At 60.1% G+C, this 23,994-nt stretch carries 26 protein-coding genes; 10 read left to right on the plus strand and 16 right to left on the minus strand.

Features of this window, described 5'->3' with window-relative positions:
• Window positions 1–50 precede the first annotated feature (50 nt).
• The gene (locus tag QMM04_RS01255; RefSeq protein ID WP_141495874.1) at window positions 51–1,079 is read right to left on the minus strand and encodes an ABC transporter substrate-binding protein; all 1,029 of its coding nucleotides are present in this window, start codon (window positions 1,077–1,079) and stop codon (window positions 51–53) included.
• 217 nt (window positions 1,080–1,296) lie between these two features.
• On the opposite strand from QMM04_RS01255, the gene QMM04_RS01260 reads away from it, so the two are divergent.
• On the plus strand, window positions 1,297–2,331 hold the full coding sequence (locus tag QMM04_RS01260) for a LacI family DNA-binding transcriptional regulator (protein WP_141495873.1): 1,035 nt from the start codon (window positions 1,297–1,299) through the stop codon (window positions 2,329–2,331).
• 1 nt (window position 2,332) lies between these two features.
• Here QMM04_RS01260 and QMM04_RS01265 read toward each other — a convergent pair whose 3' ends face one another.
• Window positions 2,333–3,235, minus strand: a complete 903-nt coding sequence (locus tag QMM04_RS01265) for a LysR family transcriptional regulator (RefSeq protein WP_166719419.1) — start codon at window positions 3,233–3,235, stop codon at window positions 2,333–2,335.
• A 131-nt stretch (window positions 3,236–3,366) separates the two neighbouring features.
• Here QMM04_RS01265 and QMM04_RS01270 point away from each other — a divergent pair, with 131 nt between their 5' ends.
• The gene (locus QMM04_RS01270) at window positions 3,367–4,059 is read left to right on the plus strand and encodes an SDR family NAD(P)-dependent oxidoreductase (protein WP_150058909.1); all 693 of its coding nucleotides are present in this window, start codon (window positions 3,367–3,369) and stop codon (window positions 4,057–4,059) included.
• A gap of 5 nt (window positions 4,060–4,064) precedes the next feature.
• Here the strand turns inward: QMM04_RS01270 and QMM04_RS01275 are convergent, their stop codons facing one another.
• Window positions 4,065–4,994 carry a LysR family transcriptional regulator gene (locus QMM04_RS01275; protein ID WP_282995496.1) on the minus strand — a complete coding sequence of 310 codons (930 nt, stop codon included), beginning with the start codon at window positions 4,992–4,994 and terminating at the stop codon, window positions 4,065–4,067.
• Between the two features lie 79 nt (window positions 4,995–5,073).
• On the opposite strand from QMM04_RS01275, the gene QMM04_RS01280 reads away from it, so the two are divergent.
• Both QMM04_RS01280 and QMM04_RS01285 read left to right on the plus strand, forming a co-directional pair.
• Entirely contained in the window at window positions 5,074–5,895 is an 822-nt protein-coding gene (locus tag QMM04_RS01280) for an MBL fold metallo-hydrolase (RefSeq protein ID WP_282995497.1), read from the plus strand.
• A 3-nt stretch (window positions 5,896–5,898) separates the two neighbouring features.
• Complete coding sequence (locus QMM04_RS01285; RefSeq protein WP_282995498.1) at window positions 5,899–7,260, plus strand: amidase; 1,362 nt, start codon at window positions 5,899–5,901, stop codon at window positions 7,258–7,260.
• Here QMM04_RS01285 and QMM04_RS01290 read toward each other — a convergent pair.
• From QMM04_RS01290 to QMM04_RS01305, 4 genes are all read right to left on the minus strand, one after another.
• Complete coding sequence (locus QMM04_RS01290; RefSeq protein ID WP_282995499.1) at window positions 7,235–7,642, minus strand: DUF2000 family protein; 408 nt, start codon at window positions 7,640–7,642, stop codon at window positions 7,235–7,237. The genes QMM04_RS01285 and QMM04_RS01290 overlap by 26 nt on opposite strands.
• Window positions 7,643–7,677: 35 nt before the next feature.
• Window positions 7,678–8,535 (minus strand): AraC family transcriptional regulator, encoded by an 858-nt coding sequence (locus QMM04_RS01295; protein WP_282954449.1) that lies wholly within the window; start codon window positions 8,533–8,535, stop codon window positions 7,678–7,680.
• A 27-nt stretch (window positions 8,536–8,562) separates the two neighbouring features.
• The gene (locus QMM04_RS01300) at window positions 8,563–9,858 is read right to left on the minus strand and encodes an SLC13 family permease (protein WP_282995500.1); all 1,296 of its coding nucleotides are present in this window, start codon (window positions 9,856–9,858) and stop codon (window positions 8,563–8,565) included.
• A 92-nt stretch (window positions 9,859–9,950) separates the two neighbouring features.
• On the minus strand, window positions 9,951–10,850 hold the full coding sequence (locus QMM04_RS01305) for a LysR substrate-binding domain-containing protein (protein WP_282995501.1): 900 nt from the start codon (window positions 10,848–10,850) through the stop codon (window positions 9,951–9,953).
• A gap of 97 nt (window positions 10,851–10,947) precedes the next feature.
• Between QMM04_RS01305 and QMM04_RS01310 the strand changes: the two genes are divergently transcribed.
• Window positions 10,948–11,718: a 2OG-Fe(II) oxygenase gene (locus QMM04_RS01310; RefSeq protein WP_088517383.1), complete on the plus strand. Its 771-nt coding sequence runs from the start codon at window positions 10,948–10,950 to the stop codon at window positions 11,716–11,718.
• On the opposite strand, the gene QMM04_RS01315 is transcribed toward QMM04_RS01310, so the two are convergent.
• Together QMM04_RS01315 and QMM04_RS01320 are read right to left on the minus strand one after the other, a co-directional pair.
• Window positions 11,703–12,785, minus strand: coding sequence for a DUF2817 domain-containing protein (locus QMM04_RS01315; protein ID WP_282995502.1), 1,083 nt, complete (start codon window positions 12,783–12,785; stop codon window positions 11,703–11,705). The genes QMM04_RS01310 and QMM04_RS01315 overlap by 16 nt on opposite strands.
• A 38-nt stretch (window positions 12,786–12,823) precedes the next feature.
• Window positions 12,824–13,594, minus strand: coding sequence for a transporter substrate-binding domain-containing protein (locus QMM04_RS01320; RefSeq protein WP_238562145.1), 771 nt, complete (start codon window positions 13,592–13,594; stop codon window positions 12,824–12,826).
• A gap of 267 nt (window positions 13,595–13,861) precedes the next feature.
• Between QMM04_RS01320 and QMM04_RS01325 the strand changes: the two genes are divergently transcribed.
• Window positions 13,862–14,536 carry a heavy metal response regulator transcription factor gene (locus QMM04_RS01325; RefSeq protein WP_282995504.1) on the plus strand — a complete coding sequence of 225 codons (675 nt, stop codon included), beginning with the start codon at window positions 13,862–13,864 and terminating at the stop codon, window positions 14,534–14,536.
• Window positions 14,533–15,912: a heavy metal sensor histidine kinase gene (locus tag QMM04_RS01330; protein WP_282995505.1), complete on the plus strand. Its 1,380-nt coding sequence runs from the start codon at window positions 14,533–14,535 to the stop codon at window positions 15,910–15,912. The genes QMM04_RS01325 and QMM04_RS01330 overlap by 4 nt, the downstream gene beginning before the upstream one ends.
• Window positions 15,913–15,949: 37 nt before the next feature.
• On the opposite strand, the gene nfsB is transcribed toward QMM04_RS01330, so the two are convergent.
• Window positions 15,950–16,603, minus strand: coding sequence for an oxygen-insensitive NAD(P)H nitroreductase (gene nfsB, locus QMM04_RS01335; protein WP_058770319.1), 654 nt, complete (start codon window positions 16,601–16,603; stop codon window positions 15,950–15,952).
• A 104-nt stretch (window positions 16,604–16,707) separates the two neighbouring features.
• Window positions 16,708–17,709, minus strand: coding sequence for a zinc-binding alcohol dehydrogenase family protein (locus QMM04_RS01340; RefSeq protein ID WP_021508931.1), 1,002 nt, complete (start codon window positions 17,707–17,709; stop codon window positions 16,708–16,710).
• A gap of 136 nt (window positions 17,710–17,845) precedes the next feature.
• On the opposite strand from QMM04_RS01340, the gene QMM04_RS01345 reads away from it, so the two are divergent.
• From QMM04_RS01345 to QMM04_RS01355, 3 genes are all read left to right on the plus strand, one after another.
• Window positions 17,846–18,763 carry a LysR family transcriptional regulator gene (locus tag QMM04_RS01345; protein WP_088517387.1) on the plus strand — a complete coding sequence of 306 codons (918 nt, stop codon included), beginning with the start codon at window positions 17,846–17,848 and terminating at the stop codon, window positions 18,761–18,763.
• A gap of 499 nt (window positions 18,764–19,262) precedes the next feature.
• On the plus strand, window positions 19,263–19,634 hold the full coding sequence (locus QMM04_RS01350; protein WP_058781070.1) for a type II toxin-antitoxin system RelE/ParE family toxin: 372 nt from the start codon (window positions 19,263–19,265) through the stop codon (window positions 19,632–19,634).
• Complete coding sequence (locus QMM04_RS01355; RefSeq protein ID WP_021508926.1) at window positions 19,618–19,917, plus strand: helix-turn-helix domain-containing protein; 300 nt, start codon at window positions 19,618–19,620, stop codon at window positions 19,915–19,917. Before QMM04_RS01350 ends, QMM04_RS01355 begins: the two co-directional genes overlap by 17 nt.
• Window positions 19,918–19,994: 77 nt before the next feature.
• On the opposite strand, the gene QMM04_RS01360 is transcribed toward QMM04_RS01355, so the two are convergent.
• The 5 genes from QMM04_RS01360 to QMM04_RS01380 all read right to left on the minus strand — a co-directional run bounded on the left by QMM04_RS01360 (window position 19,995) and on the right by QMM04_RS01380 (window position 23,986).
• Complete coding sequence (locus tag QMM04_RS01360; protein WP_058759022.1) at window positions 19,995–20,462, minus strand: hypothetical protein; 468 nt, start codon at window positions 20,460–20,462, stop codon at window positions 19,995–19,997.
• A gap of 185 nt (window positions 20,463–20,647) precedes the next feature.
• Window positions 20,648–21,571, minus strand: a complete 924-nt coding sequence (locus tag QMM04_RS01365) for an ABC transporter substrate-binding protein (protein ID WP_104187788.1) — start codon at window positions 21,569–21,571, stop codon at window positions 20,648–20,650.
• A 15-nt stretch (window positions 21,572–21,586) separates the two neighbouring features.
• Window positions 21,587–22,321: an ABC transporter permease gene (locus tag QMM04_RS01370; RefSeq protein ID WP_125310233.1), complete on the minus strand. Its 735-nt coding sequence runs from the start codon at window positions 22,319–22,321 to the stop codon at window positions 21,587–21,589.
• Window positions 22,305–23,021, minus strand: a complete 717-nt coding sequence (locus QMM04_RS01375) for an ABC transporter ATP-binding protein (protein ID WP_104187553.1) — start codon at window positions 23,019–23,021, stop codon at window positions 22,305–22,307. The genes QMM04_RS01370 and QMM04_RS01375 overlap by 17 nt, the downstream gene beginning before the upstream one ends.
• Window positions 23,018–23,986 (minus strand): HesA/MoeB/ThiF family protein, encoded by a 969-nt coding sequence (locus QMM04_RS01380; RefSeq protein ID WP_125310231.1) that lies wholly within the window; start codon window positions 23,984–23,986, stop codon window positions 23,018–23,020. Before QMM04_RS01380 ends, QMM04_RS01375 begins: the two co-directional genes overlap by 4 nt.
• Window positions 23,987–23,994: the final 8 nt, after the last annotated feature.

The raw sequence follows: 23,994 nt of genomic DNA on the forward strand, positions 1-23,994 counted from the left end.
CTGTCGGAACCGGCAAGCCGCCGTCAGCGGCAGCGTCCGGCGATGCGGCATTACTGCGCGCTGGCGCCGATCTCTTTATCCCAGCGGCTCAGCAGCGCTTTACGTTTGGCGGAATCGCCGTAGGTTTTGAAGTCATAATCGATCAGTTTGATGTTCTCGAAGCGCGGCGCGTATTCGGAGATCTCTGCACTGCGGTTTGACGGCAGCTGGAAGGATTTGGCCTCTTTCATGTGCGACTGCGCTTCGGCGCTAAGCGCCCAGTCGTACCACACTTTGGCATTGGCCAGATTGCGTGCCCCTTTGACGATCGACATTGAGCCAATCTCATAGCCAGTGCCTTCACAGGGCGCGACGGTTTTGATCGGGAAGCCGTCGACTTCCATCGCCACCGCGTCGTGCATAAACACGATGCCCACGGTGGTTTCGCCGCGCGCCGCTGCCTTCACCGGCGCCGAGCCGGATTTGGTGTACTGGGAAATGTTGGCGTTGAGCTTTTTCAGGTAATCAAACGCTTTGTCCTCGCCCATGATCTGCACCAGCGTCGCCAGGGTGTTATAGGCGGTGCCGGACGAGTTCGGATTGGCAATCTGAATTTCGCCTTTGAAGGCCGGATCGAGCAAATCAGCCCAGCAGGCTGGCGCTTTAAGCTTTTTATCCGCCAACAATTTGGTGTTGTAGCCCCAGCCGAGCGCACCGGCATAAATCCCGACCGTACGGTAACCTGAGTTTTCCGCCTGCTTCTGCGCCCAGTCCTGCTGCTGGTCGAGCAGCGGCGATTTATACGGCTGCGTCAGCCCCTCTTCCGCCGCCTGCATATGCGGATCGCCGGTACCGGCCCACCAGATGTCGGTGCGCGGGTTACGCGCTTCGCTGCGCAGGCGGGCATAGGCTTCACCCGCCGACAGCCGCACCATGCTGACTTTAATATCCGGATGTGCCTGGCTGAAAATGCGCGTCATGTGTTCGCACACCACCACGTCCGCCGAGCAGACCATATTGAGATTGCCAGCGGCCGTCGCAGCAAACGGCAGCGTGGTGCAACTGAGGGACAGCGCGATGGCCAGTGAGGTGTAGCGCATGATGTTCTCCTTGGTTGGCAGGGTTCCGTGCTTAACAGAGGTTTTTATTTGCACGTGTGTGCAAATTAGTAATGAACAGAAAATAGCCTGTCAAATAGCGCAATCTGCAATTGACAGGCTGTGTCACAAAAATGCAACAAATGTGATCGCAGACAAATTGCACAGCTTTGCAATTTACGGCAGACTGCTTTTCAGCCGTAATTGTGAGGAGTTGAAGATGCAGAATGACAAAGCCGGGGTGAGCGCGCAGGATGTGGCGGATCGCGCGGGCGTGTCGCGTTCGGCGGTGTCGCGCGCCTTTACGCCCGGTGCCAGCGTTTCTGCAGCCACCCGTGCCCGGGTGATGAAAGCGGCGCAGGAGCTGGGCTATCACGTTAACCACCTGGCGCGCGGGCTGGTGCGCAACCGCAGCGGCATCGTCTGCCTGATCGTCTCTGAAATCGCCACGCCTTACCGCGCCACACTGGTGCGCTGGCTGACACAGTTTTTACAGGAAGCGGGCAAAGTGGCGATGCTGATTAATACCGATCGTTCCGACAACAGCGTCTCCGCCGCGCTGCTGCAGGCGATCAATTTTCGCGCCGATGCCTCCATCATCCTCTCCGGCATGCCGGATCGCACCATCACCCGCCAGTGCTATCAGCACGGTCAGCGCATCATCCTGATCAACCGCGACGAAGCGCTGCCGGGCTCGCTCAGCATCAACCTCGACGCGCAGGCGGCGGCTGAAACGGCGGTGATGGCGTTTCAGCGCGCCGGCTGTCGTCAGCTGGCGTTCGCCAATTCGCTGGCCGGTACGCCGAGCCTGATCAAACGCGAAGCGGCGTTTATCGCCGTGGCGGAGCGCGCCGGACTGACGGTCAGCGTGGAGCGGTTCGGTACCACCTCGTATGAGAGCGGTCAGATTCTGGCGCATCGCCTGCTGACGCGCCATCAGCGCCCGGACGCGGTGTTCTGCGTCACCGATCTGATGGCCTGCGGTTTCATGGATGAAGCGCGCCACCGTTTCCAGCTGCGCGTGCCGGAGGATTTGTGCCTGATTGGCTACGACAATATCGCGCAGGCTGGCTGGTCCTCTTACAATCTCACCACCTTCGCCCAGCCGGTGGAGCGCTTTGCCCGCGACGCCATCGCCTGGCTGACGCAGACCGAGCAGGCGGAGAGTGGTTTTACGCCGCAGAGTGAGCAGCAGCACGACACGCTACTGTATCAGGCTGATGTGATATGGCGCGGATCGGTGCGCGGCGGCTGATCTAAGCGCGGCATACCTGCCGTACCGTGTCACGCAACCAGCGGTGTGCGGCATCCTGCTCCAGCCGCGGATGCCATAGCTGTGACACTGTCACCTCTGGCGTGGCAAACGGTAATTCAAACATCGCAAACGCCGGATTATCTTTGATTAGCGGATGGTGCAGGCACAGCGTATGCGGCACCAGCGCCAGCCAGTCGCTGTGCAGCGTGAGCGCGACGGCAGTAGAAAAAGCGGGTACCACGGCCGCCACCTGGCGGGTAAAACCGGCGGCGAGCAGCGCCTCATGCACCGGCCCGCCCAGCTCACCGCGCCTTGACGCCACGATGTGACCATATGCGGCCAGCTGCGCCAACGTCACGTCCGCGAGTAACGGATGCCCGGCGCGCACCACGCCGACGAAGCGATCGCGAAACAGCGCCTGCAGCCGAATCTCCGGTCCCATATTGCCCAGTACGCCAATCTCCAGATCAACGTCGCCGCTGCGCAGCGGTCGATCATTTTTCTCTGCTTTCGGCATGAAGCGCAGCTGCACGCCGGGCGCCTGTGCGCGGACTGCGGCGATCAGCGCGCTGCCAAACGCTTCGACAAAACCTTCGTTGGTACGCAGCGTGAAGTGGCGCTGCAGCTCGGCGGCAGCAAAGCGTTGCGCGGGTGGACTCAGCAGCGCCTGCGTGTCCCGCAAAGTGGCATGCACCTGGTTGCGCAGCGCTTCGGCGTGTGGCGTCAGCACCATCACGCGCCCGGCGCGCACCAGTAGCGCATCGCCGGTGGCGGCACGCAGTCGCCCCAGCGTGCGGCTCATTGCTGACTCGCTCAGCCCCAGGCGACGCGCAGCGCCCACTACGCTGCCTTCACTGAGCAGCGCGTCCAGCGCAGGGAGTAAATTCAAATCGACGCTATTCATCGCATTATCCTTATTGATTGAGCGCCATCTGGCAAGGCGTTTGCTGCAGGTTATCTATGCAGATGCTGCGCGTTCCGCCTGTTGTCATGCAAGGGTAGACTTTTCACTCACCCCAAAACCAGGAGAGGGTCATGAACAAGGCTTCCCGTGCTTTATTGATTGGTGCTTCACGCGGCATCGGCTTCGCGCTGGCGGAGAATATGCTGCAGCGTGGCTATCAGGTGGTGGCGACCGGCCGCCAGCACTCCCTTCACGCGCTGCAACAGCTGGCGCAGCGTTACCCGCAGCAGCTGACGGTGGAGAGCGTGGACATCACCGTGCCAGCAGAGGTCAACGCTCTGCATCTGCGGCTAAGCGGCCAGCAGTTTGATCTGCTGCTGGTCAACGCGGGCGTGAAAAATGACGATCGCGAAACCCTTGCCGATGTGTCGACGGAAGAGTTTATTCGCGTAATGGTCACCAACGCGCTGAGCCCGCTGCGCGTGCTGGAAACCTTCAGAAATAACGTCAGCGCGCGCGGCACGCTGGCGGTGATGTCCTCCGGCCAGGGCAGTCTCACCAACAACACCCATGGCAACTACGAGGTGTATCGCGGCAGTAAAGCGGCGCTGAATATGTTTATGCGCAGCTTTGCCGCGCGTCACGACGATGCACGCACGCTACTGCTGCTGGCCCCCGGCTGGGTGCGCACCGACATGGGTGGTGCCGGGGCGCGACTGAGCATTGAGGAGAGCATCCCGAATCTGCTCAATACGGTGGAAAGCCAGACCGGACGCGGCGGCCTGCACTATCTCGATTACCTCGGCCGCGTAGTGCCGTGGTAAGCGTTTCACGCCAGCTTGCGTTCGATCAGCTGACGCAGCGTGGCGCGCAGCCAGCGGTGCGCCGGGTCTTCGGCCCGGGCGTTATGCCACAGCAGCGAAAGTGCATAATCCGGCATGCCGATCGGCACCGCCGCCGTACTCAGCGCATAGCGCTGTTGCCATGCCTGCACCAGTCCCTGCGGAACGGTCGCGAACAGCGGCAGACGCTGCAACATTAGCGGTAACACCGAGAAGTGCGGCGTGACATAACGCACGCGGCGCGTCAGCCCATCGCGGGCTAACGCGGCGTCCAGCGCACTTTCACTCACGCCGCGATAGGAGACCAGCGCATGCTGATACTGCACGAACTGCGCCAGCGTCAGCGGTGGTGCAAGGTCAATTTGTCCGCGATGCCATACCGTGCGGAAGCCGGCGCGCGCAATGTGCTCCCGCGTAAGATCGCGGCTGGTTTCCTCTCCGACGGTCACCACCGCGTCAGCCTGCTGCTGCTCCATCAGCGGAATGGCCTGCCACGGATCGGCAGCCACCACCCGGATATCAATATTCGGAGCCGAGTCGGCCAGCTGCAGCAGTAAATCGGGCATCAGCCAGTGCTCAAGCCAGTCGCTCATGCCGAGCGTAAAACTGCGGCTATCGTGCGCGGCATCAAAGCGATCGGCAGTGAAAATAACGCGATGGACGCTCTGCAGCAGCGGTGCGATCTGGCGCACCAGCTGCTCTGCGCGCGGCGTGGGCGTCATGCCTTGCGAGGAACGCACGAACAGCGCATCGTCAAACATTGCCCGCAGTCTTTTTAATGCCGCGCTGACCGCCGGCTGCCCCAGATAAAGCCGGTTTGCCGCCTGAGTTACGCTGCGCACGTCATACATGACCAGCAGCACAATCAATAAGTTAAGGTCGATTTTGCTGAAATCATTTTCATTGATGCTTTTCATGATTTTAATCGATTTAAATAATGGAACAGCCCTCAGTATAGTGACCTGCAGTAACAGGCACCACGCTTTAGGAGGCAATATGACCCTGCACATAGGTGAATGCAGCATTGATAAAGTGATCGAGCAGACCAGCTCACTCCCCTTCGCTGCGCTGTTTCCGGCACACCGCGAGACGATGAGCGACACGCTGGCACAGCAGCCGGCAGAGCTATCCATCCATAGCTGGGTGGTGCGCACCGCTCGCGACACCATCGTGATTGATACCGCAACGGGCAATGGCCGAAACCGCGATAACAAGCCGCTGTTTCACCAGCTGCAAACCGCGTGGCCGCAACGTCTGGCCGAAGCGGGCGTCGACCCTGATGAAGTGACGCTGGTGCTGATGACGCATATCCACACCGATCACGTCGGCTGGAATACCTGCTGGCGCGCTGGCCGCTGGCAACCGATGTTTCATCATGCGCGTTACATCTGTTCAGCGCGTGAACTGGCACAGTGCCGCAGCACGCCGTCGATGCAGGCGCTGTATCACGACAGCCTTGCGCCGCTGCTGGCGAGCGGCCAGCTGGAAACCATTGATGTGCAGCACTCCCCGCTGTTTGCCGGTGTGCTGCGCTATATGCCGACGCCGGGCCACAGCGTCGATCACGCTTCAATTGTGCTGCAAAGCGCCGGTGCCCATGCGGTATTTAGCGGTGATGTGATGCATCATCCAGTTCAGTTTGCACATCCGCAATGGAACTCAGTTTTTTGTGAGGATTTACCACGCGCCGTAACGTCACGTCAGTTACTGATAGACTGGTGCATTAGCCATCAGGCACTCTGGTGCAGCTCACACTTTGCCGGCAGTTCGTGCGGCCGGGTTTCGCCAGAGCGGCAATGGATTCCTGTGGAGGCCTGAACCATGCAATACGCTGATTACCTCACCGCGTCGCTGGGGGATATGCAACAGGCGCTGGCCCAGCGCCGGGTGAGCGCACGCCAGCTCACCACATTTGCGCTGCAGCGCATTGCTGACGTGGATCAGCCGCGCTACAACGCCATCAGCTGGCTGTTTGCCGATGACGCGCTGGCTGCGGCCGCTGCCATCGATGCCGCACGGCAGCAGAATGCGCCAGTTGGCCCACTGGCCGGTATTCCGCTGCTGATTAAAGACAACATTGAAGTCAAAGGCTGGCCGACCAGTGCCGGTTCGGCGCTGCTGCGCGATGTGATTGCCAGCGAGGATGCACCGCTGGTTACGGCTCTGCGTCAGGCTGGCGCAATCCTCATCGGCAAAACCACCATGCATGAACTGGCAGCAGGCATCACCGGCGCGTCGTCGCTGAGTGGCTTCACCCATAATGCCTGGCAGCAAGGCCGTTCTCCGGGAGGTTCAAGCAGCGGTTCAGCCGTGGCGGTGGCCGCAGGCTTCGTGCCGCTGGCGATAGGCAGTGATACCGCCGGTTCGGTGCGCATTCCGGCCGCGTTTAATGGCCTGTTCGGCTTACGTATGACGCGCGGTGCACTGAGCAGCGCTGGCATCGTGCCGCTGTCGCCTACCCAGGATATCCCCGGACCGCTGGTGCGCTACGCGGCTGATTTGCGGCTGATCAGTGAAATACTCACGGGCCAGCGTTTTTCCCGTCCCGACCGGCCGTTGCGCATCGGCATCTGGCAGGAAGGATTCGCCGCAGAGGAAACGGAGATTAACCAGGCGGTGCAGGACGCTGTGGCACCGTTCCAGCCGCGCATGCTGAGCTGGCCTGAACTGGAGACGCTGGCGACGGAAGCCAATATTATTGCCTATGAATTTGCCGACGCGCTGGCCGCCTGGCTGGCGGATAAACCGCAGGCACCGCTGCGCACGCTGGCGGCGATTGCCGCCTCAGGGCGCTATCATCCCCAGCTGGAGGCCACTTTCAAAACCCGGGCGCAGCATCCCGGCATGCAGAGTGACGGCTATCGCGAGGTGCAGCTGCGCCAGCAGAGGCTGTATCAGCAGCTGGCGCAGTTTTTTCAGCAGCAGCAGATCGACCTGCTCGCTTATCCGGTAGTCCGCCATCCGCCAGTGAAGCATGGCGAGTTACAGCCTGGCAGCAACGCGCTGATCTCAGCCGTCACCGGCGCACCGGCAATCAGCATTCCGGTCGGCCTGAGTACGGAAGGGTTACCCATCGGCCTGGAGCTTCTGGCGCTGCGTGACCGGGAAGATGTGCTGTTAATGGCGGCAGAACAGATTGAACAGGCGCATCCGCCGTTCAACTGTGCAGCGCCAGCCCTTTGATGGCTTTATCCACCGCCTTTTTCGGGCCGCGCAGCGCGATGCCCACCAGGTTGAGATTATCGGCGTCTTCGGCCAGAAACACCGCGCGGTTGGCGGCATCGTGGCCGGTGGAAAACATCGCTTCGACGTAGGGAATCATCGTTAACTCGCGCTCCACGCCCTGGCGATGCGCCCGTTGCAGGCCGGCTAAATCGGCGGCAAACACCAGCATCGGCTGGCCGGCCATGTTGCCGTACTGACGACCGTGCGCGTCGACATAGGGTTCACCCATCATCTCCGGCGCGGCTGCCGCAATGCCGGTCGCCAGAAAAGCCACCACATTCAGGCGCTGCCAGGTGGCTAAATCATCACGTACGATCAGGGCAATTTTGGTATCAAACATCTGTCAGAACTCTCCGGTGAGGATTAAAAATCCCATCATCGGATAGCCGGCATAGAGCGGTATAGAACGTTTGTGCACTGGCGCTGATAGGCGGCGGGCGTGAGACGATAAGCACGCTGAAACCAGCGGCCAAGATGGCTTTGGTCGGCAAAGCCCACCTGCGCTGCGACCTGCACTGGCTCAACGCCCTGTGCCAGCAGCGCACGCGCGCTACGCAGCCGCAGCCGCACCAGATAGGCATGCGGCGACTGGCCAAACGCCTGCTTAAACTGGCGCGTCAGGCGGAAACGATCGATGCCGGACAGGCGCGACAGATCGTCCAGCCCGATATCCTGCGCCATAAAATCGTGCAGATAATCACGCAGCAGATGCATCTGCCGCTGGGCGTCACTGAGCTGCACGCCGGGTTTATTTTCCAGATGCCGGGACAGCAGCGTGAGCAGATGATCCAGGCTCTGATCGCGCGCCAGCCGCCCTTCCCGCTGATGCACCGCAAACCATGCCTGCTGAATCGCAGAGGCCAGCTGCGCATCATCGGTGAGCGTGGAGCGAAATGCCCCCTGAATATTCGCCACATCGCCCAGCCCGCGGCGCTGCATCATCTCCGCCACCCAGGGTTGCGGCAGATAAAGCATCACATAGGTAAAACCGGCGGCATCGGGCGCGTGACCATCGTGTACCGCGCCCGGCTCAATCAGAATAGCGCGGCCCGGCGTGCTGGTGTGTAGCGCGCGGTGACAGTTAAAGCGCTGCAGCCCCTGCTGCGTCACGCCGACCAGCAATTCGTCGTGGTCATGCGGATCGTAAGCGTGGCCGCAGAAGTGCGCGTTAACACTTTCGATGCCCGTCTCCTCATCGCGACGGAAATCTACCCAATCGTTAGTAGCTGACATAGCGAATTCGTGACCTCTGACGGCGTATCAGGCATAGCCTAGCAGCCGGAACCACAGATAATCCAGCGGTAACAGCAGCAGCGCGCTCAGTACAAACATCAGCAGGCACAGCTGCAGACCGGCTCTGGCAGGCACATTCCCCAGCCCCATTGCCACCACGATGGGCGACGCCTGATATGGCAGCAGCGGTGTGGCGTACGCAAAAACCTGCAACATCACCACGCTCAGTAGCGGAAAGCCCGAAGCGGCAGCCAGCTCCTGCGCCATCGGCGTAACCATCGCCGGCACGCCGTTGGCGGTGAGCACAAAATTCAGCAGCGTCACCAGCGCATTGAGCACGGCAAAATTACTGAATGACGGCGAGTCATGCAGCGGCAGCAGGTGAAGCAGTGCATTGGCGATGAGCCGCCCCAGGCCAGAGTCCACCACCACCGTGGCGACGCCGAGAATGCCGGCGATGTAGATGCAGGTGCGGAAATTGACGCCGCTGGCAAAATCGTCACCCGAAAGAAAGCCCACGCGCGGTAACAAACACAGACAAGCCGCGGCCAGCCCGACCCACGCAGCAGATAAGCCGTGCAGGCTGTCGGTCATCCACAACAGTAACGTGATGGCAAGTAGGCCAATCAGCCGCCATTCGCGCCCGCTTAGCGCCGGCAATGCTTCCCGCGTTGCCACCGGCTGCGGCTGAGCGCGGAACAGCAGCGTAATGCAGGCAACCAGCAGAATACCTTTGCCCAGCCCCACCACCGGCATGTGCAGCAGCCACCACGGCAGCCATTGCAAATGCAGCTGGTACGCGCTTTCCGCCGCGCCGCTCAGCACCAGGTTTGGTACGTTGGCGGGCAGAATACTGGCAGAGAGTTGAAAGGTGCCGAAGCCCACCGCCAGCGCCAGCCCAATGCTGCCGCGACTGCCCGGCCGGATACCGGCCCGCTCGCCCAGCGCCAGCACCACCGGCATCAGCAGCGCGATACGTCCCATGTTCGACGGCATCACCAGCGCCAGCAGATAACTCAGCAGCACCGTGCCCGCCACCATCCGCGGCCAGCTCTGGCTGAACGGCACCACCAGCCAGTTGGCCCAGCGTTGGGCAAGGCCCACTTTGCGGATCGCCGCGCCCAGCACAAAACCGCTCAGCACCAGCCAGAAGGCTGAGGAGGCAAAACCGCTGAACACGCTGCTGGCTGGCGCTATCGACAGCAGCATCGCCGCCGCAAAAAACAGCAGCGCGGTAAGATATTCCGGCAACCGCGCCAGCGCCCACAGCAAAATTGTGATGCTGACCACCAGCGTGGTCAGCCAGAATGAGGACTCGATCATCGTGCCTGAACTCCCTTTCTTCGCAACTGCGCACAAAGCGCATTAGCATAGGGCAATCCCTGTCGCAGAACGCTGCGGCAGTTAACAGTTTGTTAACTCGCCAGCTGCGTCAGCCACTGAATCAGCGCCTCGCTGCCGGGCTGACTGCGGGAGCGCTGTGGCCAGGCGAGGAAATAGGGTTTGCTCAGCGGCAGGCTGAGCGGATCCACCACCTGGAGCGCGCCGCGCGCCAGTTCGCCGGCAATCAGGCGACGCTGCCCCAGCAGCACACCGGCCCCGGCTACCGCCGCGTCTATGGCCAGGGAGGTGAGATTAAAACTGAATGCCGGCTGGACCGCCGGCTCCATGCTGCCTTTGGCCTGAAACCAGCTGCGCCAGTCGGGCAGAAAGCGGCCTTCATTGCCCCAGTCCAGATGGATCAACGGCGCCTGGCTGAGCAACGATTCGCCCGGGTAAAGCTGTATCAGCGCCGGACTGGCGACCGGCAGCACCTCGTCACAGAACAGCCGTTGCTTGTCGAGTTGCGGGTAGCGATCCTCACCAAAGCAGATGACAAAATCTGCCGGTGTGGCGCTGAAATCCACCGGCGCATGAGTGCCGTGCAGGCTGAGATCGCAGTCCGGGCAGTGAGCCCGCCAGGCGGTGATATTCGGCAGCAGCCATTTCGACGCCAGCGCCGGCAGTGAATAGAGCGTCAGCTTTGGCATGCTGGCCGCATGGCGCAAATTTTGCTGCCCCAGATGCAGAATGTCGAACGCTTCACTGACGTAGCGCAGATACTCTTTGCCGGTTTCCGTCAGCATCACGCCGCTCTGGGTACGCACAAACAGTGCGCTGCCCAGCTGCGCTTCCAGCTGACGAATTTGCTGGCTGACGGCAGCCGGCGTCAGCGCCAGCTGCGCGGCGGCTTTCGCCAGGCTACCAAGTTCCGCCGCCACTTTGAACGACTGAATCACGCTGATTTTCGGCAAACGCGACGCGGGTGCAGGCATTAAGGTTTCCTTAGCAAGGCGTTAAATATTTATCGTTAGGCATCAACATATCAGGCCGTTACAGTCTCTACACCTGCCAACTCAGAGAACCACCGCGATGTCTGCTTTGATTCGATTTGATTTGCACCCCCTGGCCGACGCCGACTGGCGTCGGCACTGTCGCCAGCAGCTGGAGCAACACGGTGCGCTGGTGCTGCGTCAGTTTTTGCAACCGGCTGCGCTGCAGGCGATCGTGGCTGACGGGCTGGCCCAGCGCCATCTGGCTTACCACACCGTCAGCAAGCACAACGTCTATCTGCTGAAGCCGGACGAGGCGTACCGTGCCGATCATCCGCGCAATCGTGACGTGATCAGCACCAAAGGCTGCATTACCGACGATGTGATTGCGGCGGAATCGCCGCTGCGTCAGCTGTACAATGACGAACTGTTTAAACGCTTTCTGTGTGATGTGCTGGACGAAGACGCGCTGTATCCGTATGCCGACCCGCTGTCGTCCATCAATCTGCATTACGCGCCTGACGGCCAGGAACTCGGCTGGCATTTTGACAACTCCTCTTTCGCCATCACGCTGCTGGTGCAAAAACCGCGCGGCGGCGGTGTATTTGAGTATGTGAAAGATTTGCGCGATGCGGATGCCGGCGAGATGAACTACGACGGCGTCGCCGCCGTGCTCGATCAGCGCCAGCCGGTCGAGGCGCTGGAGATTGATGCCGGTGACCTGGTGCTGTTTCGCGGGCGTAATTCGCTGCACCGCGTGACGCCCACCGAAGGCGATGTCACGCGTATGCTGGCGGTACTGGCCTACAACACCCAGCCCGGCATTGCGCTGTCCGAAACCGCGCGCATGACCTTTTACGGCCGGTTGTAAGCCACCAGCGCGCGCCAGCCGCGCAGAAAAATCTGCCGGGTACGAAACGCAGTTAAGGCGCGCCAGTCCTCATCGGCGGGCCAGAACCCCTCCACCAGCTGCTGCTTCAGCGCGCGTCCGGCGTGGCTTGCCGGATCGCCCTGCAGATGCAGCCAGTGGTCGTCGCGCACCCGGCGGTGCATCTCTTCGCCCGGATAAGTGCCGCACTCCACCACCAATGGCAGCAGCTGCGTGTCAGGCAGCGACGTCAGCAGAAACTGCGAGACATAGCCCGTTGCCGTGGCGGTCACGCCGGTGTCGCTGTCGCGCCCGGCGCCGGTAAACAGCAGCGTCAGCCACTCATCGTATAACGACTTGCCCCAGTCATGCGCCGGATAGCGCTGTTCAGCAATCGCCAGCAGCATCGGGTGGCCCCACGCGCCGGCACCGGTGTGCAGGTCGAAACTCAGGATGACCTGCGCCTGACGCAGATGCTGTTCGACAATGGCGTGCAGCGTGCGGTGCGACCAGGCCGGCTGCTGCCCGCCATAAAACAGGCCGTCTGCTGCCTGATATTGGCCCGCTTCCACCACCCGTTTTAGCGCCGGCCAGCCTGACTGCTGCAGTGTCTCCGCCAGCAGCCGATCGGCATGTGCGCGGTCGCCGTGGTACAGATCGTGCCATAGCGCATAGTGCGGATTAGCGGGTGCGGGCTGGCTGAAATCGATGAAATTCCGGTTGAGATCGATATTGTCTTCATTGACGCGCCGCAGATGCGCAGCGCCCCACGGATTCAGCAGATGGACCAGCACAAGGGCGCAGTCGGGCGGTAACGCGGCGACATCAAGGCTATCAAGCCAGGCGATCTGGCTGTCTGAACCGTAATAGCCCTCCACACCGTGTGTGCCGGAGAGAATCAGCATGCGTTTGCGGGCCGCCGGATCGCCGATCACCGCGACGTCGGTGTACAGCACAGCCCCGTCGGGCGCGGTCAGCGGATGGCGATAGGCAGTCAGCGCACCGTGCTGGCGCGTGACGGCGTCCAGGAATCGCGCCCGCTGCTGGGTATAATCAGGGAGTAAAGACATGATTTTCCTGTGCGTGATGAAGGCAAATCGCCCTGCGATTAGGGATAAACCTTAACCTTAAAGTACTTCTGCGCCAGCCGGTCATAGGTGCCGTTGCTGTGCAGCGCAGCCAGCGCATTGTTAATTAAAGTAAGATTGGCCGTATCGCCTTTACGCAGCCCGATACCCACGCCGTTCCCCAATAATGCTTTATCCACCAGCGTGGCTTTATTGACATAACCCTTGCCTTCCGGCGTGTTGAGAAAGCCCTGCTCGGCCGAAACCGCATTCGCCAGGCTGGCATCGAGTCGACCCGCTACCAGATCCGGATAGATCTCCATCTGATTCGGATACGAGACCACGTTGACGCCCTGCGGAGCCCATTTCGTTTTGGCGTAGGTTTCCTGAATGGTGCCCTGCGCGACGCCGATATTCTTCCCGCGCAGCGTGCTGATGTCCGCCGTCAGCGTGCTGTTGGCAGGCGTCAGCAGCGCGCTGGGCGTGATATACAGCATATCGCTGAACGCCACCTGCTCGCGGCGCTTCTCCGTCATCGACATCGCCGACAGAATGGCGTCAAATTTCTTCGCCTGCAGCGCCGGAATGCTGCCGTCAAAGCCAATCTGCACCCACTGACATTTCACTTTGGCCTGCGCACAGATGGCATTGCCCAGATCAATATCAAAACCCTGCAGCGAGCCATCGCTGGCTTTGGATTCGAACGGTGGAAAAGTGGGATCGACGCCGAAACGCAGCGTCTGCTGCGCCGCAGCCAGTTGGCTGAGGGCGCTGAGTGACAACAGTAAGGCAAAAGACCAAGGCTTTTTCATGATGCTCTCCGGCAGGCTATCTCACAGGTTTTAACCTTGTAATAACACGATGCCGCTGACGCCACCATTAAAAGCGCGCAAAAATGCAGAGCAAATTCTTATATATGTTAATGATTTAGCGAAATTTGTCGCGCCATTAAGTTTTACTTAACGCTCTGTCATGATTTTGTCATCAGGGGCTCATGCCGCTGTCAGCCTCGGTTTTCTATGCTAACCCGCGTTATACTACCCGCCATCAGCAAGCGGCCGCCACTACCGGGAGATCGCATGAAAATTTTGGTGATAGAAGATGAAGCCGGGGCGCGTGATTACATGCGCAAAGGATTGACCGAGGCCGGTTTTATCGTCGACGTGGCGGAAAACGGTCAGGATGGCCTGTTTTATGCGCAGGAGCACCATTACGATCTGATTCTGCTGGATGTGATGATGCCCGGCATCAATGGCTGGGAGGTGATGGCGCAGCTGGATAAGCAATTGCAAACGCCGGTGATTTTCCTGACTGCCAAAGGCACGGTGGAAGATCGCATCAAAGGGCTGGAACTGGGTGCCGATGACTATCTGGTCAAACCCTTCTCCTTCGCCGAACTGCTGGCGCGCGTGCGCACCCAATTGCGGCGCGGTAGCCAGCAAAAGCTGCCCGACATCCTGACGCTGGCCGATCTGCAGCTGGATATTGCCCGTCGCCGGGTCGAGCGCGCCGGACAGCGCATCGACCTGACCAACAAAGAGTTCAATCTGCTGCGTCTGTTTCTGCTGCATCCCGGCGAAGTACTGACACGCACGGTGATTGCGTCGCGCGTCTGGGATATGAATTTTGACAGCGACACCAACGTAGTGGATGTGGCGGTAAAACGGCTGCGGCAGAAAATTGACGGCCCTTTTACCCGACCATTAATTCATACCGTGCACGGTGTCGGTTATCGCTGCGAAGCTGAAACATGAAACCCCGCTCGCTCGCCGTCCGCCTTTCGCTACTGCTCAGTGCTACGGTGGTGGTCATTTTTACACTCAGCGGCATGGCGCTGTATCACGCACTGGCAAAGCAGATCGGCGTGCGCGATGACGCAGCCCTGCTGACGCGCATCGATCAAATGCGCACGCTGCTGCGCGATGAAGATGCGCTGACGCTGATTCAGCAAAAGCCGCGGCTGTTCGCCAACATGCTGGGCAATACCGAATCGTTGCTGGTGCTGCGCTTTCCCGGCCAGCCGCCGCTGATCGTGATCAACCCCGGCGGGCGTCCGGTGCCAGCCATTACGCCGGTCGCCGCCGATCAGCCGTTAACCCTGCAATCGGTCCATCACCAGAAGGCGGCGGACGGCACACCGTTTATTGCCGCCGCCGCGTTAACGCCAACGCGCGATGGCAGCGGCCAGATCGAAATCATCACCGGTCGCCTGATGAGCGACCGCACGCAAACCCTCACCGGCTATCGCCACCAGATTATCCTGTGCACCGCGCTGGCGGCGCTGCTGGTCGCCGCGATCAGTGTGCTGCTGGTGCGCCGCGGTCTGACGCCGCTGCGCCGGCTGGCGGCGGAAGCTGGGGTGATCGACGTGCGGCGGCTGTCGCATCGCATTGAACTGACCAGCGCGCCAGGCGAGCTGCAACCGCTGCTGGCGGCGCTCAACCAGATGCTGAGCCGGCTGGAGCAAGGTTATCAGCAACTTAGCCAGGTCTCAGCGGACATGGCACACGATCTGCGCACGCCGATTGGCACGCTGCTTGGCCAGACGGAAGTGGCGCTGAACCAGCCGCGCAGCGTCAATGAGTATCAAACGCTGCTGGGTTCCAATTATGCCGAGCTGGAGCGGCTGGCGAAGATGATTGATAACATGCTGTTTCTCGCCAAAGCCGCAGACGCCAGCCAGGCGCTGGACAGACAACGTATCGATCTGACACCGCTGGGTGAGCGGTTGAGTGACTATTTTGAGGGCATGGCGGAAGAGCATGGCATGCAGCTTGTCATCTCGCTTCACGGCGAGTTGCACGCCGATCCGCAGTTGTTACAGCGTGCGCTGGCTAATCTGATCGCTAACGCGCTGCATTACGGCACGCGCGACGGCACCATTCACGTCTCCAGCATGATGCAGCCAGACGCCATGCTTTTGGTGGTGGAAAATCAGGGGCCGACGCTAAGTCAGGCGCAGCAGGCACGCCTGTTTGACCGCTTCTGGCGCGCCGATGCGTCACGCCAGCAGGGCGGTAGCGGACTGGGTCTGTCGATCGTGCGCGGGATCATGCAACTGCATCAGGGCAGTTGCACGGTGAGCAGCGAACACGGCATCACCCGTTTCTGCCTGCGGTTCCCACGTTGAGCGCGCAGGTGCGCAGGTGCGCACCTGGTTAAGTCCCTTAGATAAAGGTAAAGATTTCGTCCTGCGGCAGACGCGATTTCGGCAGCGTGGCGTTGAAATCTTCCTCACTGCGATAGCCAAGCGAAACCAGCACCACGCTGGTAAAGCCCTGTTCTCGCAGGCCCAGCGCCTGGTCAAGTGCGCGCGCATCAAAGCCTTCCATCGGGGTGGCATCAATGCCGAGCATCGCTGCGCCCAGTAACAGTCCGCCCAGCGCCAGATAGACCTGTTTCTCCATCCACTGCGGCACGTCGCGCAGCTCATAACGGTGCATATCCACATAGCTGCGGCGGCTCTTATCCTGCCCGGCTTTGGCTTCGGGTTTGGCAAAACGCCCGTCTTTCTCTTCCTGCGCCAGCACGTTTTGCAGGTGCGCTTCATCCAGATCGGTGCGCATGCACAGCGCAATCACGTGTGAGGCGTTCAGCACTTTAGGATTGTTGTAAATGAACGCGCCACTGGTGGATTGCGCCATCTTTTCCCGCCCTTCCGCAGTCGACGCGACAACAAAGTGCCACGGCTGCGAGTTAACCGATGACGGGCTGTTGCGCAGCAGGTTAAGCAGCGTGTCGATCTCCTGCTGCGGCAGCGTTTTGCCCGCAGAGAAAGCTTTTACGGTGTGACGGCGGGCAACCGCATCATTAAGGGTCATGAGAGTCTCCTGATTGAAGATTGCGCCAGAGCGCAGATAAATAGCAAAGTCGCTACCATAACCGCCCGGGCTGACGGACGGTTAACCTTACGTGTTTTAATGACTTAAAAGCCGCTGAGGACAATCTTGCCGCGTGCGCGACCGCTTTCAATCAGCGCATGCGCTTTACGCAGGTTGGCCGCGCTGATGCTGCCGTGATGCTCGCCAGCGGTGGTCTGCAGGGTTTGATCGTCAATCAGCTGACTCACCTGCTGCAGAATCTGATGCTGGCGCTGCATATCGGCGGTATGGAACAGCGAGCGGGTAAACATCAGTTCCCAGTGCAGCGAGATGGCTTTGCGCTTCAGCGGCACCGCATCCAGGGTTTCCGGATCGTCAATCAGCGCCAGTTTGCCCTGCGGAGCCAGCACATCGATCAACTGCGGATAGTAGCTGTCGGTATGGGTCAGTGAGGCCACGTAGCGCACCTCTTTATGGCCAATCGCTGCCAGCTGCTCACCCAGCGGACGCTGATGATCGATAACATGATGGGCACCCAGCGAGCGCACCCAGTCGGCGGTTTCCGGGCGAGAGGCGGTACCAATTACCGTCAGTCGGGTCAGTTTGCGCGCCAGCTGCGTCAGCATCGAACCCACGCCGCCGCCCGCGCCGATGATCAGCAATGTGCCTTCGTCGGCAGCATCAATTTCCAGGCGATCAAACAGCAGTTCCCACGCGGTGAGTGATGTCAGCGGCAGCGCGGCGGCATCGGCGTCGCTCAGCGTGCGCGGCTTGAGTCCGGCGATGCGTTCATCCACCAGTCCGTACTCGGCATAGCTGCCAGCGCGTGTGATGTCGCCGGCGTAGTAAACTTCATCGCCGGGCTGAAACAGTGTGACATCGCTGCCCACCGCCTCGACCACGCCCACCGCATCCCAGCCGAGAATGCGCGGCGTGTCTGTCGGAGCGCCAGCGCGCACTTTGGTATCAACCGGGTTAACCGCAATCGCACTGATTTTTACCAGCAGATCGCGTGCGCCTGGCTGCGGTTTCGCCACGTCCAGTTCATATAACGCATTTTCATCTGAAATCGGTAAACCGTTTTGGCTATAAACAATCGCTTTCATGCAACAGGCTCCAGGTGAGTGAATATTTTCAGGGTGTTGACAGCAGCATAGCCAGACATCGCGCCGGGAAAAATGCCTGTTGCAGGACAACACTTTCACTCGTAGAGTGAAAATCCCGATAATGGTGAGAACGTCGATGATTCGTTTAGAAGATGTCACCCTGTTTGTGCGCTCTGCCGCGCTGGGCAGCTTTTCCCGCGCAGCGCGCGAAGCCAACCTGCTGCCCGGTCAGGTCAGCGCCGCCATTCAGCGGCTGGAGCGCGATCTCGATCGCCGCCTGTTTGCGCGATCGACGCGCAGCCTGCGTTTGACGGCGGAAGGCGAAAAGTATCTGCCTTTCGCGCAGGAGATGCTGGCGCTGATGCACGCCGGAGCGGAAAGCCTGCAAAGCCACGACGATGCCCTGAGCGGCGAGCTGAAAATCGCTCTGCCGTCTGACATCGGCCGCCATATTATTCTGCCGCTGCTGACAGAATTTTGCCGGGCGCATCCGGCGCTCGGGCTGCGTCTCTCGTTTTCCGATCAGGTGAGTGACGTGTTCCGCGATCCGGTGGATATCGCTATTCGCTACGGTAAGCTGGAGGACAGCAGCTATGTCGCGCTACCGCTGGCGGAAGAAAACCGCCGTGTGATGGTCGCCGCACCCGATTATCTCGATCGACATGGCCGTCCGGAAAAACTCGAGGATCTGGCACAGCATCACTGTCTGCCGTTTGTCATGGGCGGTCACGTGTATGATAAATGGACTTTTCCGCAGGAAGGGATGCGGCGACAGATTACGGTGAAAAGCCGGCTGCTGTGCGACGACGCTGAAGTGGCGCGCCGCTGGGCGATTGCCGGAATGGGGATTGCTTATAAATCCTGGCTTGATGTCTGCAACGATATCAGACACGGCCGGCTGGAACGGGTGCTGCCGCAGCTGCCAGGCGAAAGCACGCCGCTGCATTTAATCTGCCCGCATCGCAAACAATTTTCGCCGGCGATTCGCGCTTTACATCAATTACTGCGTGAACATTTACGCACTCTGACAGCGCAAATCTTACCGGCAATTTAATCTCACCGCTGCGCCTCGACGCCATCAGCCACGCAATCCGGGCCAGCCATCAGGCGAATGCCTCTGCGATTTATCTTTAAAATTAAGGACGCGCGGCCGCAAGCGGATGAAATGCTGCGCCTTCTGAACCCGCGCATGAAAACGCAGCCGTCCGGCACCTCTGATAACCGTGGCACAGCATAGTAATCTTATTCTTAACAGGTAATATTTAACGTTACTTCACTGTATTCACGTTAATTATTCAGGACTGATGATGTCTCAACCCAAAGCGATGTCCGTTAATGCTCTCACCCACATTATCCTGTTCTTCCTGGTCATCAACGCCATTGATGTCGTCTATGCGTTGATGCACTGATGGCTTATTGCGCTGCGCTTTACCGCTGTTTTTGCGAGCCAGATTCGAAAGATGAGATAAATTCCCCGTCACGGATTTTTTAATCCGTGAGCCTTGATAGACTGCAGACGATAAAATAGACTACAGACTATCAAGGATGGCATCGTGTGGCAGGTTGAAGCAACAGATCGGTTTTGGAAATGGTTGCAGGCTCAGGATGAAGCGTTGCGTCTCGACGTACTTGCCGCCCTGAAGCTTCTGGCGCAGGACGGTCCGCACCTCGGCCGCCCTTTCGTTGATACCCTGATGTTATCGCGGGTGCCCAATATGAAAGAGCTTCGCGTGCAAAGTAAAGGTCGTCCTATCCGCAGCTTTTTTGTTTTCGATCCGCGCCGCCATGCAATTGTGCTGTGTGCCGGCAACAAACAGGGTAAAAATCAGAAGCGTTTCTATCAGCAGATGCTTCACATTGCCGAAACCGAATACCATCATCATCTGAACGCAATCGGGGAAACTCATAATGAAAACCTTGGATGAGATGCTGGCGGCGCTGACGCCCGAACAGCAACATCAGGTCGATGAACGCGTCAGCCAGATGCGTCTGGAATACCAGCTTTATCAATTACGTGAGCAGATGCAGCGGACTCAGCGTCAGCAAGCGCAGGCCATGCACATTGCCCAGTCATCTGTGGCGGCGATGGAAGCGCGTGGTGCAGAGTTAAAAATTTCCACGCTGAAGCGCTACATTGAGGCGCTGGGTGGAGAGCTGACGCTGGGTGTAAAGATGCCGGGTGGCCAGCATGTTGACTTAATTATCTGACCGTTCAGGCAGAGCGTATTACGCCCTGCCCCAGACTTCGATCAACGGTGCCGACACCTGGCCCGCACCGCAGTCAATCAGGAGTTGTTTGGCGTGGCAGCGCTTTCGCTGAACTGCGGTTTTTGCCGCGTAACGGAGTAGACCACGTTTTTCGGGCCATTGGTGTCTGTGGTGACATCGACCGCAGGAATGGTCACTTTGCCAAAACCAAACAGTGTTTGCACGTAGCCGCCAATCTGGTGTTTACCGGCCGGAACGCGGAGCTCTTTACTCTCGCCCTTTTGCAGCAGTCCGGCTTCCTGCCCATCCACCGTCACGTACACGGATGAGCCATCGTCGGTGCGCGTCACCAGATGGGAGACATTGATAACGGTCGGTCCGCTGGCAAACGGCGAAGCGCTGTCGTTGTTTTCGACCGGAGCGGAAGCAGTAGCCGGGGCTTCTGCGGCGGCAGCATCAGCGCTGCTGTCGCTGGCAGCATGACGCGCGCAGCCGGTGAGCAGGAGTGTGGCCGTTAACGTGGCCAGTGTGAAACGCGAAAACATCGTGACGAAAAACCTTCTGCTAAATGAGAAGTATTTATTTTAGCGTTACCCGCGCAGTGATAACAGTCACAGAAATCCAGTATTTTCCGAAAACCGGGGATGCGGGTCTTCGTTTGTCCCCCGGCCGCACACAATGTCAACGCGCGCCGTTCTCCCGGCCCGGGAAAACGGCGCAAGCGGATGGATTACAGTGAATAGCGCGCCAGCGGCGCCACGGTGGTGATCAGCCCGTTGGCTTTCATATATTCACCAAATGCCTGATAACGCGCCTGATTGAATTCCGCACTGTGCGTTGCAAAATAAGGCAGCGTCGCCTGCCAGGCCTGATGATTGAGCGGCGTATCCAGTTCAGGGTAACGCTTAATGAACGCCTGCCACGCCTGTTGCGGGTGAGCGCGCAGCCAGGCGATGCCCGCATCCAGCCCACGCAGAAATGCCGGGATGCGAGGATCGTTTGCCGCTGTGTTGCTGTTGGCCAGAATGATCAACTCATCGTAGGCCGGCACGCCGTAATCTTCCGGTTTAAACGACACCGGCTTTGCGCCTTTGTCCTGCAAATCCAGCAGCTCGTAGTTACGGAAAATGGTCAGCGCGCCGTCAATTTTATGCGTCAGCAGCGCGGAGACGGCGTCCATATTCAGATTGACCAGTTTCACGCTGTTAACGTCGACGCCCTGCGATTTCAGCATGTTGCGGATAGCCACATCTTCCGCGCCGGGAATCGCATAGCCAATCGATTTACCGGCGAAGTCTTTAATACTGTGAATATCGCCCGATACCGCTGTCAGGGTGTTCAGCGGCTGGTTAATCAGCGTACCAACCCGGATCACCGGCACCTGCTTGTCCACCAGCGTATAGAGCTGAGGCTGATAGCTAATCGCCAGATCCGCTTTGCCTGCCGCCAGCAACAGCGGTACCGACGCGGAATCCGCCGGTGCGATCATGTCGACATCCAGCCCCTGCTGTTTAAACGCCCCGCTGTACTGAGCGGCAAAGATCGCCGCGTGGTTAGGATTTATGAACCAGTCGAGCAGCAAACGCACTTTTTCTGCCGCCTGTGCGTTAACGGTGACCAGCAGCAAGAGCACGGTAATAGTACGACGCAACATTTTCACTCAAGATCCTTAATATGATTGCCAGAGAAATTTTTTACGCACCAGCGCCACCGCCGCTGAGAGCAGCAGCGCCAGGCTCATTAACAGCAGCAGCGCGGCAAAACTGGTTGCCGTTTCCAGCCGCGCGTTGGATTGCATCATCAGGTAGCCCAGCCCTTCGCTGGCACCGACCCACTCGCCGATCACCACCCCAATCGGTGCCAGCACCACCGCCATCTGCAGGCCGGCGAAAAACTGCGGCAGCGCGGCCGGCCAGCGCACGCACCAGAAAATGCGCCAGCGCGAGGGATACAGCGTTTGCGCCAGCTCCAGCCAGCCGGCAGGCGTACGACACAAGCCATCGAACAGCGACAGGCACAGCGGGAAAAACAAAATCAGCGCCGCCACCACCACTTTTGACGCGATGCCAAACCCCAGCCACAGCACCAGTAGCGGCGCCAGCGCAAAGACCGGGATGGTCTGGCTGGCCGTCACCAGCGGAAACAACACCCGCCGCAGTAGCGGGCTGGAGGCCATCAGCACCGCCAGTACCACACCGCTGCCGACGCCCAGCAGCAGCGCCAGCACGATTTCTGCCAGCGTGAACATTGCGTGATGCGCGAGCAGTTGGCGCTTTTGCCACAGAGCCTCCAGCACCGATTGCGGCGCGGGCAGCAGAAATGCCGGAACGCCGTTGTGCCGCGCCAGCAGCCACACGCCCAGCACTACCGCGATCAGGTAGACAGCACTACTCAGTTTTTTCATAGGAATTCAGTCGGGAAAAGAGCTCGGCCTGCGCCTGCAGCAGTCCGGCATCATTGAGCGCCCGCGGCACCGTACCTGCTGGCACAGGCCAGTGCGTCACCTGCAGCGGCTGGCCGTGCAACAGCAGAATGTCATCGGCCATACGGCAGGCTTCCAGCGGATCGTGGGTCACCAGCAGCACCGTTTTGCCGCGCAGCAGCGTCGCGGTCAGCGTTTGCAGCTGGTGTTTGGTCATCACATCCAGCGTGGCGAACGGCTCATCCATCAGCACCAGCTCGCGCTGCGCATACAGCGTGCGCGCCAGCGCGACCCGCTGCCGCATGCCACCCGAGAGCTGTGAGGGCGCGGCTTGCGCCTCGTCTTCCAGTCCCACCTGCGCCAGCAAATGGTGCGCCCGCACGCGGTCCGGCTTCGCACCGCTCAGACGCGCCGTCAGCATCACGTTCTCCAGCACCGTCAGCCACGGATAGAGCAGATCCTGCTGCCCCATCCATGCCACGTGCTGCGCAATACCGCTCAGGCTGCCCTGCTGCGGCTGCACTAAGCCGGCCACCAGACGCAGCAGCGTGCTTTTACCAATGCCGCTGCAGCCCAGCAACACCGTGGTTTTGCCGCCGCGCAGTTGCAGATTGAGCCGATCGCACAGCTGTTTTTCGCCCCAGGCAAAGCTCACCTGGTCAAAGCGGATGTCCTGCGTCATGGCCGGCGCGCCGCCAGAATCGCCAGCTGATTAAAGCCGCGCTGCGCCAGCGCGCTGGCCGCCTGCGCCGCGCGGATGCCGCTGGCGCAGACCAGTACGATGCGGCGATCCGCCGGTGGCTGCCAGGCGTCCAGTTCGTGCGGCAGCACGCGCTCAACCCGTTCAGCCACGCTGGCGGGCGCCTCTGCGCAGCTGCGCAGCTCCACAATGCAGTCTCCGGGTTGTAACAGGTGAGCATCAATAAACGGCACGCCGGGCTGGGCCGGTTCCTGCGCCGCATCAAAGCGGAACGAACGAAAGTGCCATCTGACGAAGTCACAGTTGACCATGCAACCGAGCGGTGAGGGTTGCAGGCCGAGCAGTACGCTGAGCGCCATCTGCGCCTGCATCGCCCCCAGCGCCGCCACGGCTGGCCCCATCACGCCGGCGGTGTTGCAGTTAGCCGCGGAGGCGGGCAGCTGCGGAAACAGCGCACGATAACTCGGCGCGCCGCCGCAAAAACCGCCAGCATAGCCCTGACGACCCAGCACCGAGGCGCTGATCAGCGGTATGCCTGCCTGGAAACAGGCATCCGACAGTTGGTAAGTCACCGCGAAGTTATCGGCGGCATCAATCACCAGATCGCACCCCGCCAGCGCCTGCGCGATATTGCTGGCGCTCAGCGCCTCGGGCATAGCTTCGATTTGCACCTCAGGATTGCGCTGCTGCAAAGCCTGCTGCGCCGCCACAGCTTTGCTGCGACCCACATCCTGCAGGGTGAATAGCGTCTGGCGATGCAGGTTATGCAGCGCGACCCGATCGTCATCATATACACACAGCTGACCGATACCCGCGCCCGTCAGCTGAGGCAGCAGCGTGGCAGCCAGGCCACCGGCACCGGCGACCAGCACGCGAGCGCGAGCTAGTTTCTGCTGCCCGACCACGCCAATTTCCGGCAGCATCATCTGGCGTTGATAGCGTTCCATTGCATGCT

Origin of the sequence: Pantoea sp. Pa-EAmG, assembly GCF_030024295.1 — a bacterium.
In the GTDB taxonomy this organism is placed as follows: Bacteria; Pseudomonadota; Gammaproteobacteria; order Enterobacterales; family Enterobacteriaceae; genus Pantoea; species Pantoea dispersa.

Bases quoted from the DNA above. Each gene is read 5' to 3' on its own strand.
- QMM04_RS01255 (WP_141495874.1), bottom strand. From the start codon at position 1,079: ATGCGCTACACCTCACTGGCCATCGCGCTGTCCCTCAGTTGCACCACG.
- QMM04_RS01260 (WP_141495873.1), top strand. From the start codon at position 1,297: ATGCAGAATGACAAAGCCGGGGTGAGCGCGCAGGATGTGGCGGATCGC.
- QMM04_RS01265 (WP_166719419.1), bottom strand. From the start codon at position 3,235: ATGAATAGCGTCGATTTGAATTTACTCCCTGCGCTGGACGCGCTGCTC.
- QMM04_RS01270 (WP_150058909.1), top strand. From the start codon at position 3,367: ATGAACAAGGCTTCCCGTGCTTTATTGATTGGTGCTTCACGCGGCATC.
- QMM04_RS01275 (WP_282995496.1), bottom strand. From the start codon at position 4,994: ATGAAAAGCATCAATGAAAATGATTTCAGCAAAATCGACCTTAACTTA.
- QMM04_RS01280 (WP_282995497.1), top strand. From the start codon at position 5,074: ATGACCCTGCACATAGGTGAATGCAGCATTGATAAAGTGATCGAGCAG.
- QMM04_RS01285 (WP_282995498.1), top strand. From the start codon at position 5,899: ATGCAATACGCTGATTACCTCACCGCGTCGCTGGGGGATATGCAACAG.
- QMM04_RS01290 (WP_282995499.1), bottom strand. From the start codon at position 7,642: ATGTTTGATACCAAAATTGCCCTGATCGTACGTGATGATTTAGCCACC.
- QMM04_RS01295 (WP_282954449.1), bottom strand. From the start codon at position 8,535: ATGTCAGCTACTAACGATTGGGTAGATTTCCGTCGCGATGAGGAGACG.
- QMM04_RS01300 (WP_282995500.1), bottom strand. From the start codon at position 9,858: ATGATCGAGTCCTCATTCTGGCTGACCACGCTGGTGGTCAGCATCACA.
- QMM04_RS01305 (WP_282995501.1), bottom strand. From the start codon at position 10,850: ATGCCTGCACCCGCGTCGCGTTTGCCGAAAATCAGCGTGATTCAGTCG.
- QMM04_RS01310 (WP_088517383.1), top strand. From the start codon at position 10,948: ATGTCTGCTTTGATTCGATTTGATTTGCACCCCCTGGCCGACGCCGAC.
- QMM04_RS01315 (WP_282995502.1), bottom strand. From the start codon at position 12,785: ATGTCTTTACTCCCTGATTATACCCAGCAGCGGGCGCGATTCCTGGAC.
- QMM04_RS01320 (WP_238562145.1), bottom strand. From the start codon at position 13,594: ATGAAAAAGCCTTGGTCTTTTGCCTTACTGTTGTCACTCAGCGCCCTC.
- QMM04_RS01325 (WP_282995504.1), top strand. From the start codon at position 13,862: ATGAAAATTTTGGTGATAGAAGATGAAGCCGGGGCGCGTGATTACATG.
- QMM04_RS01330 (WP_282995505.1), top strand. From the start codon at position 14,533: ATGAAACCCCGCTCGCTCGCCGTCCGCCTTTCGCTACTGCTCAGTGCT.
- nfsB (WP_058770319.1), bottom strand. From the start codon at position 16,603: ATGACCCTTAATGATGCGGTTGCCCGCCGTCACACCGTAAAAGCTTTC.
- QMM04_RS01340 (WP_021508931.1), bottom strand. From the start codon at position 17,709: ATGAAAGCGATTGTTTATAGCCAAAACGGTTTACCGATTTCAGATGAA.
- QMM04_RS01345 (WP_088517387.1), top strand. From the start codon at position 17,846: ATGATTCGTTTAGAAGATGTCACCCTGTTTGTGCGCTCTGCCGCGCTG.
- QMM04_RS01355 (WP_021508926.1), top strand. From the start codon at position 19,618: ATGAAAACCTTGGATGAGATGCTGGCGGCGCTGACGCCCGAACAGCAA.
- QMM04_RS01360 (WP_058759022.1), bottom strand. From the start codon at position 20,462: ATGTTTTCGCGTTTCACACTGGCCACGTTAACGGCCACACTCCTGCTC.
- QMM04_RS01365 (WP_104187788.1), bottom strand. From the start codon at position 21,571: ATGTTGCGTCGTACTATTACCGTGCTCTTGCTGCTGGTCACCGTTAAC.
- QMM04_RS01370 (WP_125310233.1), bottom strand. From the start codon at position 22,321: ATGAAAAAACTGAGTAGTGCTGTCTACCTGATCGCGGTAGTGCTGGGC.
- QMM04_RS01375 (WP_104187553.1), bottom strand. From the start codon at position 23,021: ATGACGCAGGACATCCGCTTTGACCAGGTGAGCTTTGCCTGGGGCGAA.
- QMM04_RS01380 (WP_125310231.1), bottom strand. From the start codon at position 23,986: ATGGAACGCTATCAACGCCAGATGATGCTGCCGGAAATTGGCGTGGTC.